This window comes from Pseudomonas salmasensis, assembly GCF_014268375.2.
Taxonomy (GTDB): domain Bacteria; phylum Pseudomonadota; class Gammaproteobacteria; order Pseudomonadales; family Pseudomonadaceae; genus Aquipseudomonas; species Aquipseudomonas salmasensis.
The window spans coordinates 451782-466650 of sequence record NZ_CP077083.1 but is presented as its reverse complement, the minus strand read 5'-3'; the positions used below and the strand labels follow the sequence as shown (position 1 = coordinate 466650).

The 14869-nt window shown below is 61.1% G+C and carries 13 protein-coding genes; 2 read left to right on the top strand and 11 right to left on the bottom strand.

All coding sequences use genetic code 11. From position 1 onward, the window contains the following. Nucleotides 1-103: 103 nt before the first annotated feature. The 10 genes from HU731_RS01885 to arnC form a co-directional block, all read right to left on the bottom strand. Nucleotides 104-811, bottom strand: coding sequence for an HPP family protein (locus tag HU731_RS01885; RefSeq protein ID WP_186607620.1), 708 nt, complete (start codon nt 809-811; stop codon nt 104-106). Between the two features lie 165 nt (nt 812-976). Beyond that, complete coding sequence (locus HU731_RS01880) at nt 977-1153, bottom strand: hypothetical protein (protein ID WP_186607621.1); 177 nt, start codon at nt 1151-1153, stop codon at nt 977-979. Between the two features lie 332 nt (nt 1154-1485). Next, entirely contained in the window at nt 1486-3108 is a 1623-nt protein-coding gene (locus HU731_RS01875) for an ArnT family glycosyltransferase (RefSeq protein ID WP_186607622.1), read from the bottom strand. Further along, nucleotides 3109-4491 (bottom strand): UDP-glucose dehydrogenase family protein, encoded by a 1383-nt coding sequence (locus HU731_RS01870; RefSeq protein WP_034127447.1) that lies wholly within the window; start codon nt 4489-4491, stop codon nt 3109-3111. It abuts the gene before it with no gap. Next, a complete protein-coding gene (arnF, locus tag HU731_RS01865; RefSeq protein WP_186607623.1) occupies nt 4488-4901 on the bottom strand; it encodes a 4-amino-4-deoxy-L-arabinose-phosphoundecaprenol flippase subunit ArnF in 414 nt (137 codons plus the stop codon). Before arnF ends, HU731_RS01870 begins: the two co-directional genes overlap by 4 nt. Then, nucleotides 4898-5245, bottom strand: a complete 348-nt coding sequence (arnE, locus tag HU731_RS01860) for a 4-amino-4-deoxy-L-arabinose-phosphoundecaprenol flippase subunit ArnE (protein WP_186607624.1) — start codon at nt 5243-5245, stop codon at nt 4898-4900. Before arnE ends, arnF begins: the two co-directional genes overlap by 4 nt. Beyond that, nucleotides 5242-6897 carry a lipid IV(A) 4-amino-4-deoxy-L-arabinosyltransferase gene (gene arnT, locus HU731_RS01855; RefSeq protein WP_186607625.1) on the bottom strand — a complete coding sequence of 552 codons (1656 nt, stop codon included), beginning with the start codon at nt 6895-6897 and terminating at the stop codon, nt 5242-5244. The genes arnE and arnT overlap by 4 nt, the downstream gene beginning before the upstream one ends. Then, a complete protein-coding gene (gene arnD, locus HU731_RS01850; RefSeq protein WP_186607626.1) occupies nt 6894-7778 on the bottom strand; it encodes a 4-deoxy-4-formamido-L-arabinose-phosphoundecaprenol deformylase in 885 nt (294 codons plus the stop codon). Before arnD ends, arnT begins: the two co-directional genes overlap by 4 nt. After that, nucleotides 7778-9769 (bottom strand): bifunctional UDP-4-amino-4-deoxy-L-arabinose formyltransferase/UDP-glucuronic acid oxidase ArnA, encoded by a 1992-nt coding sequence (gene arnA, locus HU731_RS01845; protein WP_186607627.1) that lies wholly within the window; start codon nt 9767-9769, stop codon nt 7778-7780. The genes arnD and arnA overlap by 1 nt, the downstream gene beginning before the upstream one ends. Next, the gene (gene arnC, locus HU731_RS01840) at nt 9766-10800 is read right to left on the bottom strand and encodes an undecaprenyl-phosphate 4-deoxy-4-formamido-L-arabinose transferase (protein ID WP_186607628.1); all 1035 of its coding nucleotides are present in this window, start codon (nt 10798-10800) and stop codon (nt 9766-9768) included. The genes arnA and arnC overlap by 4 nt, the downstream gene beginning before the upstream one ends. A gap of 411 nt (nt 10801-11211) precedes the next feature. On the opposite strand from arnC, the gene HU731_RS01835 reads away from it, so the two are divergent. Further along, on the top strand, nt 11212-12024 hold the full coding sequence (locus HU731_RS01835; RefSeq protein WP_186607629.1) for a M949_RS01915 family surface polysaccharide biosynthesis protein: 813 nt from the start codon (nt 11212-11214) through the stop codon (nt 12022-12024). A 108-nt stretch (nt 12025-12132) separates the two neighbouring features. Continuing rightward, a complete protein-coding gene (locus tag HU731_RS01830; RefSeq protein ID WP_056783188.1) occupies nt 12133-13047 on the top strand; it encodes a site-specific integrase in 915 nt (304 codons plus the stop codon). Between the two features lie 483 nt (nt 13048-13530). Here HU731_RS01830 and HU731_RS01825 read toward each other — a convergent pair whose 3' ends face one another. Continuing rightward, nucleotides 13531-14742 carry a multidrug effflux MFS transporter gene (locus tag HU731_RS01825; RefSeq protein WP_186608104.1) on the bottom strand — a complete coding sequence of 404 codons (1212 nt, stop codon included), beginning with the start codon at nt 14740-14742 and terminating at the stop codon, nt 13531-13533. Between the last annotated feature and the right edge of the window lie 127 nt (nt 14743-14869).

Below are 14869 nucleotides of genomic sequence, written 5' to 3'. Positions count from 1 at the left end.
CAGACATCGTTGAACGGCAGACAACTTCAAGTGCGTAGATTTAACTTTAGCTGTCACGGGGTTGATCGCAAGCGGCGCGATGCACCAGTCGTCGCGAGCGCTATCAGGTGACGCGACTGGCGAGTACCTCACCAATACTGCGTCGCCGCGCATGGCCTTGGGCGGCATGAATCAGGTGCTCCAACTCACTGGGCTCGATGTCGAAGAACTGTTCCATCTCTGCCAGCGCCAGCTTGAGGTCGGCTGCGGTGATGGCAGGGTCGATCACGGGCGCGCTGGCGACTACGGCCGGTGCAGGCTCGGCAAGCCCTTTGGGGTAACGCGTACGCGTGGCGTTGTTATAGGCCAGCGCACAGGCGAGCAGGGCGCCAGCGCCGAGCATCACCGGCGCCAGTTCGTACCAGCCAAGGGCGACAGATGCCGGATCGGCCAGCACCAGGGTCATGGCCAGCCCACCGGCCGGCGGGTGCAGGCAGCGTAGCCAGCAGATGAGGACCACTGTCATACCCGCCGCCAGGCACGCGCTGCCCAAGGTGCGCCCCAGGACGCGGGCAACCAGCAAAGCCACCACGCCTGCGCACAGGTAACTGCCGATGATCGACCAGGGTTGGGCCAGCGCGCCCGATGACACGGCAAACAGCAGCACCGCCGAGGCACCCAGAGGGCCGAGCAGGTGCAGGGCCACCTCCATGCCGAATACTTGGGCACAAGCCCAGACACTGAGCATCGTGCCCAGGGCCATGCCGATGGCTGCACGGCTCCATTCGGCGGGACGGGTGTTGATTGCAGCGGGTAACCAGCGAGCGAGCATTGAAAGACGGTCCATAAACGGCGGGCGAAAAAAAAGGCCTGCCTGGTTTCCCGGAACAGCCCTTTGAAGGTTCCAACATTGGGGGAAGGAACCTGCGCAGTGTGCCGCGCCTGAACACAGGGCGCTACTGCATATTAATGAGGGTTAAATGCAAAATAAATGTAATTAAAACGCTTCGCCATAGGTAATTGGCCCGGTGGCTCTTGGCGTAGCTGGGTTGATCTTGCCCAGCACGCGACTATGGGTTTCTTCGTTGATCAGGCGCGCTTGCAGGTCTTCGCGCAGCCTGGGATCGTCGGCCAGCGGCCCCTTCAACGCCACCAGTGCGTCACGCAACGCCATCAAACGATCCAGCCTGGGTAAAGGTACGGTTAACAGGTCATCTCGCACGGCATTTTCCTCTCAATGAAGTAAGCCATCGCGCGTGGGCAGCCTACAACGTCCTTGTTGTTATGAAGTGCCCTGACCCAAGCGTTACAGGGCAGTCCTGACGGTCGGGTGGTAGATAATGAGTGCACGTGGCAGCGAGTCTACAGTTGGGCTCCGAGCACCGGAAGGGAAAGTGCACCAGCTATTACGCAAACAAATGTAGGCACTTTCTTGGTACCTATGATGAAAGCCGCCCACTCGTTGAGCAGTGGGCGTTCTTTCTTACAATGCAGCCGGAAAAGCACTCAGGGCGTCGAGGTTTTTGCCAAATGCAGCAACACATAGGGGGTTTTGTCGAACGCTGCCGTGAGCGTCGGCGTGATTGAGCGCAGGCGCGGATCGTCCAGCGCCTGGAAGTCGGCCTGGCTCATCACTATCCAGGCCGGCGCCTGGACGGGTTTCAATTCGGCGGGCAGCTGAGTAAACAACGGCACCTTGTCGCAATCGAAGTTGACCATGAACTTGATGGCTTTCGCGTCTTTGCCCAGTGCATGCAACACCAGCGGCGCCGGTTGCTGCTGAACGTGCGCCTTGACGGCGAGGCTGAAGGTGCGGGTGTCGTACACCTGACGTTCCAGGGGTTCGACCACCATGATGTAGGTGGCCCACAGGGCGAGCACGGCGGCCAAGGCGGGGCCGCAGGTGCGCAGCCGCGCTCGGAACAATGCCAGCAGCGCCAGCACCTGTAGCATGCCAAGCACAACGAAGATCAGCGCAAGGTCGGCCAGCGGCTCCGGGTAGCGCCGCCGCGCCACCACCAGGCCAATGGCCAACAGGGTTGGCAACAGCGTCCAGATGCCCAGCATCAAAGTGCGCAGCCAGGCAAACAGTCGCCCCTGCGTGACCACGAAGGGATACGCGGCAATGATCGCGGCCATCGGCAACATCGGCAGGATATAACGCGCTTTTTTGGCTTGGGGGACCGAAAGCCCCAGCATCACCAGCACACCCGCTGCTGCGCAGTAGAGCACCAGCTTCAAGGCCGGGTCCGGCGCACGTCGGCCGCCCATCAGCACCGCCAGCAGCACTAACAATGCCAGTGGATAGGCCAGGGCGTAATTGCCCAAAGAGCTGGTGAAGTAATACAGCACACCGCCGGAGCCTTCACTGCCGTCCATGCGCCCCAGGAACTGCATGCGAATCACGTCATGCATAAAGTCTTCACCGCCGCTGAGCTTGGCCAGCAGCAGCAACAGGCCGACGCACGCCGCCAGCAGCGCCAGTGCCAGCAGGCCGAAGCTGAACAGCTGGCGCCACTGGCGGTTGATCAGGTAGTAGCTGCACAACACACCCGTGGGGATCACCAGGCCGATCGGGCCACGAATGGCAAACCCCAGCAGCAACAGCAAAAACACCCAATGCAGGCGCTTGGCGGCGGCGAAATGGTCATGGGCATAGCCCAGGTAGAACACCGCCAACGCGACGGCGGCGAGCATCTGATCGAGGGAGACTGCGCGGGTTTCGCTGACGAAGGTACTGCTGAGCAGCAGCATCGCAATGCTCAGCAGGCCCCAACGCGGTGAGTAGGGCGCAGTGAGGCGATAGACCAACACCACAATCAGCGCCGACGCCACCGCCGTTGGCAGCCACGCCGTCAGGCTGGTGACCTGGCCCAAGGGCACCGACAGCAGCCACGTCAGCAGGGTCGACGTCGCCAGGTAATCGGCATACGGCTGGCCATAGGTGGTGGGGAAGAAGCTTGGCCCATGGCGCAGCATTTCCTGGGCAAACAGCACAAAGCGCGAATCAAAGCCGATGATCGCCTGGTGCCAGTTACCGGCGATAAACAGCACCAGTGCCAAGAGCCCAAGCCCCAGCGACTGGTGACGGATCGTTGCACGCTGCCCGGACGGTAAGGCGATGTTCACCTAGCAAGCGTCCTTGACCTGTTCCACCCAGTTTTGCTGGGGGATCGGCAACTCGCAGGAATCGCCGCGGCCGATGGGGAAGTACTTGAAGCCCTTGCGCGTCAGGCGTTCGCCGTCGTACAGGTTACGGCCGTCGAAGATCACCGGGGTTTTCAGGCGCTGGTGAATCAGGTCAAAGTCCGGCGCCTTGAATTGCTGCCATTCGGTGCACACGATCAACGCATCAGCGCCGCCCAAGGTGGACTCCGGGGTGCCCATCAGCATCAGGCGCGGGTCGTCGCCGTAGATGCGTTGGGTTTCCTGCATCGCTTCCGGGTCGAAGGCACGCACATTGGCGCCGGCGGCCCACAGGGCTTCCATCAGCACACGGCTGGGGGCGTCTCGCATGTCATCGGTGTTGGGCTTGAAGGCCAGGCCCCACAGGGCGAACGTCTTGCCCTTGAGGTTGCCCTGGAAGAACGCGTTGATGCGCTCGAACAGCTTGCTCTTCTGGCGCTGGTTGATGGCTTCCACGGCTTCGAGCAGATCGCTGGAGCAGTTGGCCTGCTTGGCACTGTGGATCAGAGCGCGCATGTCTTTGGGGAAGCACGAGCCGCCATAACCGCAGCCAGGGTAGATAAAGTGGTAGCCGATGCGCGAGTCGGCACCGATGCCCAGACGCACCGACTCAATGTCGGCGCCCAGGTGTTCGGCCAGCTCGGCGATCTGGTTGATGAAGCTGATCTTGGTGGCCAGCATGCAGTTGGCGGCGTACTTGGTCAGTTCGGCGCTGCGCAGGTCCATGAAGATGATGCGGTCGTGGTTGCGGTTGAAGGGCGCGTACAGGTCGCGCATCACGTCACGTACTTCTTCACGCTCACAGCCGATGATGATCCGGTCCGGGCGGCGGCAGTCGGCAACGGCGGAGCCTTCCTTGAGGAATTCCGGGTTGGAGACGATATCGAACTGCAGCTCACGGCCGGCGGCGCGCAGGTTATTGAGGATGTGGTCGCGCAACGTGTCACCAGTGCCGACTGGTACGGTGGATTTCTCCACCAGGATTACCGGCGCCACGCGATGGCGAGCGACTGCATCACCCACCGACAGCACGTATTTCAGGTCGGCCGAACCGTCTTCATCCGACGGCGTGCCCACGGCAATAAACAGCACTTCGCCGTGTTCGACGGCCAGTTTTTCGTCGTGGGTAAAGCGCAGGCGCCCGCTTTCCAGATTGTCCTTGACCATGGCTGCCAGGCCCGGCTCGAAGATGGTCACATGCCCCTTCTGCAGCGATTCGACCTTGTGCTTGTCAACGTCCATGCAAATGACATCGTGACCGACTTCGGCTAATACAGTGGCCTGGACCAGACCAACGTAACCACTACCAAATACACTGATTTTCATGGGGTATTCCTGGGACTTGAGGTGCTAGCACGACGAGAGTTGATAACCAGTACGCCGAGGATGACCAAGGCCACCCCCAAGGTTTTTGAAAGCGAAAAATCTTCGTTGAACACCGGCAGGCTGGCGGCCAGCAAATACACCAGCGCGTAGCTGATGCTGAGCAGCGAATAAGCGCGGCCCAGGGGTAAGTGCTTCAGTGCGCCGAGCCAGCACAGCATCGACAGCGCATAGGCGATGATCGCCAGGCTCACCACGCTCAGGGCGCCCAGGTCGATGCTGTTATCGGTGAAGGCGGCCAGCCATTCAGTGGGGAGGGGCAGGCGCGTCATGCTCCAGCGCATGCCCAGTTGGGCGCCACTCACCAGGCCGACACTGCCTAGGGCCAGGGCGAAACCCCGCACGCGGCTCATACCTGACGCCCCAGCAAGACCACGCCGGCAATCACCAGCCCCACGCCCAGCCAGTGACGGCCATCAATGGGTTCGTGAAACACAAAGCGCGCCATCAGCGTGACCAGCACAAAATTCAGGCTGAGCATGGGGTAGGCAACGCCTACCTCCAGACGCTGCAACACCAGCAGCCATACCAGCAAGCCAAGGCCCAGGCACACCAGCGCCGACCACAACCACGGTGAGCGCAGTTTCGGTGCCCAGCCGTCCGGCACGTCGCGCCAGCTTTCCACGGCGAATTTTTGCGAGACCTGGCCCATGCAAGTGAGCAGGCAGGCGGTGAGCAATAGCAGCAGGGTGATCATGGCGCGACCTGCGGGAAAATCAGGATCACGATCTTGCCCTGCGCATAACGCTTGCCGTCGGTGGGCAGCAGGGCGAGCTCTTCCTTTTCGCCGGTGCTATTGACGCGCATCACCACGCCTACTGCGCCGGTACGACGGGTTTCGGCCATCCATGACTGGATGCGGTTACGGTCGACCAGGCGCGGCGCCGTGTCCTCGTAACCCAGGCCGTACTTGACCTCACCCGAGGTGTTGTACAGCGTGATATCGGGGCGTTTGAGGCGCCAGGACAACGCCGAGGCGGCACCCAGGTCGTTACTCAGCAGGGCAACGCTGGGCTGCAGTTCGTCGATGTGATCGATGATGAATTGGTCCGGGGTCTTGTTGTAAACCACCGAATGAGGCAACGCCGCAGGCACCAGCAGCACCAGTAAGCCACTGCCGATCAAGGGCGCAGCCCACAATGCCAAGGGGCGTGCCGCTTGCAGCAGATTGACCACGATCCAACCGAACAAAAAGATAAACACCAGCACCAGGCTGAGGGTTTCCTCACCCGGTTCGTATACCGGTTTCTTCAACTGGAACCAGCTGAGGGCCAGCAATACCAGCACACCGATCGCCAGGTTCAACCAACCATTGATGCGCAGCACGCGGCCGCGCCCTTGAGCCAGTTTGTCACTCAGGGCCGAGCCCATCAGCAAGGCCAGGGGCAACATGCACGGCATGATGTAGGAGGGCAGCTTGCCTTTTGCCAGGCTGAAAAACGCCAGGGGCATCAACAACCACAGCAACAGGAACGCGGTTTTCGGCACGCGTCGTTGCAGCCAGGCCTGCTTGAGCGTGGACGGCAGCAGTGCGACCCACGGCAGTGCGAACCCCACCAGCAGCGGCAAGTAATACCAGAACGGTTCGGCGTGCTGGGCGGCTTCACCGGCAAAGCGTTGGATGTGCTCGTGCCAGAAAAAGAAATGCCAGTAGTCCGGCTCTTGCAGGTGCACAGCTAACGCCCACGGCAGGCTGACGGCAATCGCTACCACCACGGCAACAGGGCCAAACTTGCACAACTCACCAAAACGTTTTTGCCAGACGGCGTAGGGCAGGGCGACCAACACCGGCAGCAACCAGGCCAGAAAGCCCTTGGTCATGAAGCCCATGCCGCATGCCAGGCCCAGCAAGGCCCAGGACCACAAGCGCGCACGCCGTGTGGTGCTGTCGAAACAGAACCACAAGGCCACGCCTGTCAGGTTGACCCAGAAGGTGAATTGCGGGTCCAGGTTGGCATAGCCGCCCAACGCGGCCACGCTGACGAAGCTCATGTAGAGCAGCGTGCTGACCAGGCTCTTTTGCGGGTCGTTCCACAACCGGCGAGAGACCAGGTACACCAGCAGAATGCTCAAGCCGGTACTCAACGCCGAGGCAAACCGTACGCCGAACAGGTTCTGTCCGAAGATCGCCTGGCCCAGCGCAATCATCCAATAGCCTGCGGCGGGCTTTTCGAAGTAGCGAATGCCCATGAAGTGCGGCGCGGCCCATTTGCCGGTCAGCAGCATTTCCTGGCTGATTTGCGCATAGCGGGTTTCATCGGGAATCCACAGACCGTGGGTGGCCAACGGCAGCAGGTAGAACACGGCGAACACCAGCAGGAGCAGGGGCAGAGCCCAGCGGCGAATCATGCCTGCTGCACTCCCAGCCAACCCTCGCGGCCGCTCAAGGCGCCGCGCACCAGCTGTTGCTGGGCAAGGGTGGTCACATCCGTGGGCAACAGCTCGCCCAAGGGTTTGAACTCGATGCCGCGCTGCCCGGCTTGGGCGAGCAACTGGCGAAAATCATTGGCCATCAAAATCCCTTCTACTTCCGCGTGGATCGTGTAGACGTTCAGCTTTGACGCGTTGAACCGATCAAGAATGAAGCGGTTGAAATCGCTGGCAGCCACCACCGGCCCGACGACTTCGTCGAAGGTCGGCAGGTCTACCGGAATTTGTGGGGTGCCGGCACTGCCATCGGCCAAGGTCGGTCGAAACAGGCTGGTGCCCCGGCAATCGCTGTTGTAGCGAAAGTTGAAGCTTTGCTTGGCTTGCACCACGCGCTCATCGGCACGCCAACCGGCGGCCGCTGAACAGTCGATGCGCTCGCCGAGGATGTCGCTCAAGGTGTCTACGCCGCGTCGAATCTGCTCGACCAGCTGTGCCTCGCTCCAGCGCCCGGTGTTGGCCTGCCAGCCATGGTGGTCCCAGGCGTGCAGGCCGACTTCATGCCCGGCGGCCTTGGCCTGGCGCATCAAATGCCCCAGGTCGCGGCCAATCGGCTTGCCTGGCCAGGCGGTGCCGGCCAGCAGGATATCCCAGCCATACAGGCCGGCAGCGTTGGAGCGCAGCATCTTCCACAAAAACTGCGGGCGGATCAGGCGCCACAAATGGCGCCCCATGTTGTCCGGCCCGACACTGAAGAAGAACGTCGCTTTGACCCCGGCTTCGGCCAGGGAGTCGAGCAACCGCGGCACACCTTCACGGGTGCCGCGGTAGGTGTCGACGTCGATGCGAAGACCTGCCTGCATTACTTTTTGTCCGCAATTTCAAGCATGGCTTCACGCAAGAAGAAATCGAGCGTGTTGCCGATGGTTTCGCTCATCTCTACGCTCGGCTCCCAGTTCAGCAGGCGCTTGGCGTTTTCGATGCTCGGCTTGCGGTGCGCCACGTCCTGGTAGCCCGTGCCGTAGAACGCCTTGCTCTCGACGTCGCGAAAACCGGCGAACGGCGGGAAGTTGTGGCGCAGCGGGTGAGCCTCGAACTGACGCAGCAGCTCTTCGCCCAACTGGCGGATGCTGGCTTCGTTTTCGGGGTTGCCGATGTTGATGATCTGGCCGTCGCACACACCATTGTCGTTATCAATGATGCGCGCCAGGGCTTCGATGCCGTCGGCAATGTCGGTGAAGCAACGCTTCTGCTCACCACCGTCGAACAGACGGATCGGCGTGCCTTCCACCAGGTTCAGGATCAATTGGGTAATGGCGCGAGAGCTGCCGATACGTGCCGAGTCCAGGCGGTCCAGGCGCGGCCCCATCCAGTTGAACGGGCGGAACAGGGTGAACTTCAGGCCCTTGTCGCCGTAGGCCCAGATCACGCGGTCCAGCAGTTGCTTGGAGACGGAGTAGATCCAGCGCTGCTTGTTGACCGGGCCCACCACCAGGTTGGAGGTGTCTTCGTCGAAATACTGGTCTTGGCACATGCCATAGACTTCGGAGGTCGACGGGAAAATCACGCGCTTGTTGTACTTGACGCAGTAGCGCACCAGCTTGAGGTTTTCTTCGAAGTCCAGTTCGAACACGCGCAGCGGGTTACGGGTGTATTCAATTGGCGTGGCGATAGCCACCAGCGGCAGCACCACGTCGCATTTCTTGATGTGGTACTCGATCCACTCGGTGTGGATGCTGATATCGCCTTCCACATAATGGAAGTTCGGGTGGCTGCGCAGGCGTTCGATGGCGTCGGAGCCGATGTCCAGGCCGTAGACTTCGTAGCGGTCGTCACGCAGCAGGCGCTCGGACAGGTGGTTACCGATAAAGCCGTTGACGCCCAGGATCAGCACGCGAGTGCGGCGTGGCTTGCGGCCTGACTCGGCGCCGCGCAGTACAGAGCCATCCACCAGGCCCAGTTCATCGGCCAGGGACGGGCCCGCCAGGTACAGGCCGTTTTCGTTGCGCTGGCCGAACTCGACCACCAGGGAATCTTCACCGCAGGCAATGCGCAGCGGGTTGACGCTGATCACACGGCCAGGCGCCAGACCTTCGTTGCCCTTGACCACGTCGGCTTGCCAGACGATCAGCTTGTGCTCGCCCACGGCGCAGAAGGCGCCCGGGTACGGCTGGGTCACTGCACGCACCAGGTTGAACAGTTGCTCGGCGGGCTGTTTCCAGTCCAGCTTGCCATCGGCGGCGGTGCGACGACCGAAGTAGGTGGCTTTGCTCTCGTCCTGGGCGGTTTCGCTCAGCTTGCCCTGGGCCAGCTGTGGCAGGGCATCGCGCAGCAGGGCAGCGGCCGCATCCCGCAGTTTGGCGTGCAGGCTCAGGCCGGTATCGCTGCGTTCGATGGTGACTGCCTGCTGGGCCAGGATGGCGCCGGCATCGGCACGCTTGACCATGCGATGCAGGGTCACGCCGGTTTCGGTTTCGCCGTTGACCAACACCCAGTTGGCCGGAGCGCGGCCACGGTATTTAGGCAGCAACGAGCCGTGCAGGTTGAACGCGCCTTTGCGAGCGGTGGCCAACAGCGGTTCGCTCAGCAGGTTGCGGTAGTAGAACGAGAAGATGTACTCCGGGTTCAGCTTGGCAATACGTTCGATCCACAGCGGGTGGTTGGCGTCTTCCGGAGCATGTACCGGGATGCCGTTGCGTGCGCAGAGTTGGGCGACGGAACCGTAGAAGTTGTTTTCCTTAAGGTCATCGGCATGGGTGAACACGGCGGCGATTTCGTAACCGGCGCTGAGCAGCGCTTCAATGCCTGCGCAGCCAATATCGTGGTAGGCGAATACAACAGCTTTTGAACTCATGACTGGACCTGATCCGAAGAAGAAGTAGAAGTATGGGAAGACACCAGGCCGTCGACCACGACGACTGGGGCCGGTGCTGCCGGTTGGTTGCGCAGCACTTTTTCAATAAAGAAGCGTGGGCGGGCACGTACATCGCTGTACATGCGGCCCAGGTATTCGCCCAGCAGCCCCATGCCGATAAACTGGCCACCGGTGAACACGAACAGCACCGCAAACAGCACGAACAGGCCATCACCGGCCCAGTCGGCGCCGAACACCAAGCGCATGACGATCAGGGCAAAGGCAAACAGCACGCCCAGCGCCGCGAGGCTAAAGCCGACGATGGACAGCAGGCGCAAGGGCGTGGTGGTCATGCAGGTCAGCAGGTCGAACATCAGGCTGATCAGGCGCATGGCGCTGTATTTGGATTCGCCGTGCTCACGTTCGGCGTGGTGCACGAGGATTTCCGTGGTGTGGCGGGCAAAGCCGTTGGCCAGGATAGGAATGAACGTGCTGCGCTCACGGCAGGCGAGCATGGCGTCGACGATGGTGCGGCGGTAGGCGCGCAACATGCAGCCGTAGTCGCTCATGGCCACGCCGGTAGAGCGTTGCACGGCGAGGTTGATCAAGCGCGACGGCCAGCGGCGGAAGGCCGAGTCCTGGCGGTTATTGCGCACGGTGGCGACCACGTCGTAACCCAGGGCGGCTTGTTCGACCAGGCGCGGGATTTCTTCCGGCGGGTTCTGCAGGTCGGCGTCGAGGGTGATCACCACGTCGCCACGGCACTGTTCGAAGCCGGCCATGATCGCCGCGTGCTGGCCGTAGTTGCGGTTCAGGATCACCGCCACTACGTTGCTGCCGTCTTCGGCGGCGGCGTCTTCGAGCAGTTGGGCCGAATTGTCGCGGCTACCGTCATCCACCAGGATGATTTCGTATTCGTAAGCCAGTTGCTTGCAGGCTGCCGTGGTGCGACGCAGCAACTCAGGCAGGCTTTCTTGTTCGTTGTAGACCGGGATAACGATCGACACGCAATGAATAGGGTAGGGTTTCAAAGATTCATGACCTCGGGCTGGAGCAACTTGGAGCGCGAAAACGGCAGTGATTATTGGGCAAAACTACAGCCCGCAGACTACAACGCGGAGCTAAAGATAAAGCGTAATCAATAGGTTAGTCGATAAACCCCGGATTGCTCTGAAGTGTTGGATACAAGGTTAAGCGCAAAAATGTTCAACGAATATGAAAGGCGGATGAAAAACCCGTTTATTTGACAGGTAGACAGCTAGGGTTCAGCTAGGTAATCAAGGCGTTACATCTAGACGTCCGATGGCAGTATCGGAGCGTTATACAGGGCGCTTGGTTCAATCTCAGCCTTGGGATCCGGCCAATGCGCGCCCTTCAACAATCTTCTCTGCATTGGCGCTCAAGTGCCGGTAAAGTAAGCCCTCTCTTGCCAGGGTACTCGGATGAATAGCGTGCAGCTTTTGCGCGGCCCATTGCGGCCCGTGCTGATGGGATTGTTGATGACGGTGGCCTGTGTCACCAGCGTGCGGGCCGAACAGGGCGTCGCGCTGACGCCTCTGGACCAGGTGCCGGAAGGGGTGGAAGTGCGCGGCAAGCAAGTCGCCGCGTATACCTGGGATGACCGCCAGGGCAAAAACCTGCTGGTACTCGCCGAGCAAGTCGGTGAGCGCGATGACGATGGTACCCAATCGGCCTTTGTCTACGCGGCGCAGTACGTGCTGAGTGGCGAGCGCCCCAAGCGCGTGTGGATGCTGTACGACGATGTGCAGCACTGCGAGTTTGACGCCGGGCTGCGCTTTGACCGGGCTGCCACCAGGGTCACCGACCTGCTGGGCGACGGCAATACCCAGGCTACCGTCGGTTATTCACGCGCTTGCACCAGTGACGTCAGCCCCAACGAATTCAAGCTGATCATGCATGTCGGCAAGTCCGAGAAGTATCGTCTGCGTGGTCTTGACCGCGTGGGCGCCAGTTGGTGGGACGAGGACGCTGGCGCCTTGCGCGGTATGCCACTGCCTACTGACTGTAGCGTCGTGGCGCAGCAAGCGTTGGTCAGCCAATACAAGGAGCAGGGCACCGAACTGCCACTGCCGGGCTGCTATGGCGACGAGAAGGACTTTGCCAAGGCACCGGACAGCTACCTCGCCTTTATGCGCCAGCAGTGGTTCGCGCTGATGCAGCAACAGGACGCCGACTGGAGCCAGTCCCTGGCCCAACCCCAGGCAGCCAGCGAGGACGACGACACCGCCCCGTGATTTTGTGCAAGGGCCGGTCCTGGGTTAGACTCGGCCTTCGCCAATCCACTAAATACATCGACTAATCAAATAGTTGGTCGGTGTATTTAATCCAAAGGCTGATCTACCTTGACCGAGTCCATTTGCAACCCGCTGACCCTTTATCTCACCCGCCTGGCGCCTTCCAGCCAACTGACCATGCGCTACGTGCTGCAGGATGCCGCCGACCGCCTGGGTTTCGAAGACCTCAACCTCGAAGAAATTGACTGGCACCTGCTGCAGCCCGAACACGTCATCGCACTGGTGGCTGCCTTGCGCGAGGACGGCTTTGCGCCGAACACCTCGTCGTTGTATGTGAATGCGGTGCGCGGGGTGATGAACGAGGCGTGGCGCATGAGCTTGATCAGCCAGGACCACCTGTTGAAGATGCGCTCGGTCAAGGCCACACCCGGTACGCGCCTGGGCCAGGGCCGCAACCTGCGCCGCACCTTGATCCGCGAGATGCTCGACGTCTGCGCCGCCGACCCTCGGCCCCAGGGCCTGCGGGATGCCGCGGTGATAGGGCTGTTATATGGCTCGGGCATGCGCAAGTCGGAGTCGGTGAATCTGGACCTGGCGCAGATCAACTTTGACGAGCGCAGCTTGCGGGTGATCGGCAAGGGCAACAAAGAGCTGGTCAAGTACGCGCCGGACTGGGCGTTTGCCAAACTGCAGGCCTGGCTGGCGTTTCGTCGCGAGCAGCTCAAGGAAGGTGAGCAGGATGATAGCTTCCTGTTCAATCGCATTCGTCGAGGCAGCCATATCACCCGGGAACGCATCACCAAACACGCGATTTACTACATCGCGCGCCAGCGTGGTGATCAGGTGGGGGTCAAGATCATGCCCCATGATTTCCGTCGTTCGTTTATCACGCGGGTGATCGAGGAGCATGATTTGTCGATTGCGCAGAAGCTGGCGCACCACACCAACATCCAGACCACTGCCAGCTATGACGTGCGTGACGACAATGAGCGGCGGCGGGCGGTGGATCGGTTTGATTTGTAGGGGGGCGGGGACACCACGATCCAAATGTGGGAGCGGGCTTGCCTGCGATGACGGCCTGAAAGCCGACATCTCTCTACCTGACACTCCACAATCCAACTGTGGGAGCGGGCTTGCTCGCGAAGGCGGCCTGACAGTCAACACAGTTGGATTGTGTACATATCCATTGCTGCGGTAACGGCCACTTAGGGTTCCGCTTTTACAGCGGGTCACTTTTGGAAAAGAGCCCCAAAAGTAACCAAAAGGGCTCTTGCCCCACCACTCGGCACCTCGCTTGGGCTCGGTGTGCCCGAACACAGGCTTGAATCCGTGGGCCGCCGCCACGCGCCATCCATGGCGCGGGGCGGCTAACCCGGCGTCCTGCCGGGTTACCCACGAATTCAAGCCTGCGTTCGGCCAGCGTGGTTTAACGGGGCGCCAAGATCAAAAGCAGATCAAGAGCGGCTCGCTTCGCATCGTGGTTACCGTTGGCTGCTACAACCATACTCAGGAAGAGGGCGGGGCGCTTGAAGCCAAATGAGCAGGCAAACGTCGCAAGGTCCACCAGGTGGTCAGCATCGCGGCCAGCGCACACAGCGCAATACCGATCAACATTGGCGCCGGTGTATGGTCAGCAAACACGCCCACCAAGGTCATCGCCACAGCCGCCGTGACCATCTGGATCGCGCCCAGCAGTGCAGACGCAGAACCTGCCACCGCACCATGATCCTCCAGCGACAGTACCCCGGCCGCTGGTAATAGCAGGCCAAGAAAGCCAAAACCGATAAACAACAGCCCCATCATCAAGGCCAGGCTGTCACCCCACAACGTGGTGGCCGCCAGCAAGCTCATGACCGCCGCCACGCCCACCACCGACCAGCGAATCAACGGCGCCAGCCCAAAGCGGGCGCTGAGGCGGGCGGTCAGTTGGCTCATGGCGAAAAACGAAGCCGCGTTGAGCGCAAAGCACAGGCTGAACTGGGTTGGCGTCAGGCCAAAAAACTCGATGTACACGAAGGGCGCACTGCCAATGAACACGAAAAACGTCGCCAGCCCAAACCCGCACACCACCGACAACCCCGTGAAGACCGGGTCGCGCAGGAGGGCGCCATAACTGCCGAACGCCTGGCCCAGGGTCTTGCCCAGGCGGCGCTCGGCCGGGTGGGTTTCTGGCAGTTGTACGGCGGTCATCACCAGGCACAGCACGGCCACCACCGCCAACACGGCAAACACTTCGCGCCAACTCCAGTTCGAAATCACCAGGCTGCCAGCCAGTGGCGCGAGGATCGGTGAAACACTCATCACCAGCATCAACAACGCCATCAGGCGCGCCGCTTCATGGCCGGTATACAGGTCGCGGACAATCGCCCGTGGAATCACCATCCCCGCACAGGCACCGAACGCTTGCACCGCACGAAAGCCGATCAACACTTCGATGGTCGGTGCCAGCGCGCAGCCAACACTGCCAACGGCAAAAATCACCAAACCCGCATAAATCGGTGGTTTACGCCCGAACACATCGCTGAGTGGGCCGTAGAACAGCTGGCACACGCCGATAATCATGAAAAACACCGTCAAACTCATCTGCACCGCCGCCGGCGAGGCCTGGAGGCTGGTGCCCAGGGTGGGCAGCGCTGGCAGATAGATGTCGATGGCAAACGGGCCGACGGCGGTAATCAAGCCCAGCAACAGGGCGAGACGGGCGATACGTTGAGGCATTTGGCAGATCCAGGTAGAGCAATGGACGGTCAGCTTAAGGGAACCGCGCAGATCCGCAAACTTAGGCTTCACTAACAAGCAACAGCTGCCGATACAGCTAGCAGCGACACTGAAACGGTTGGGTTCC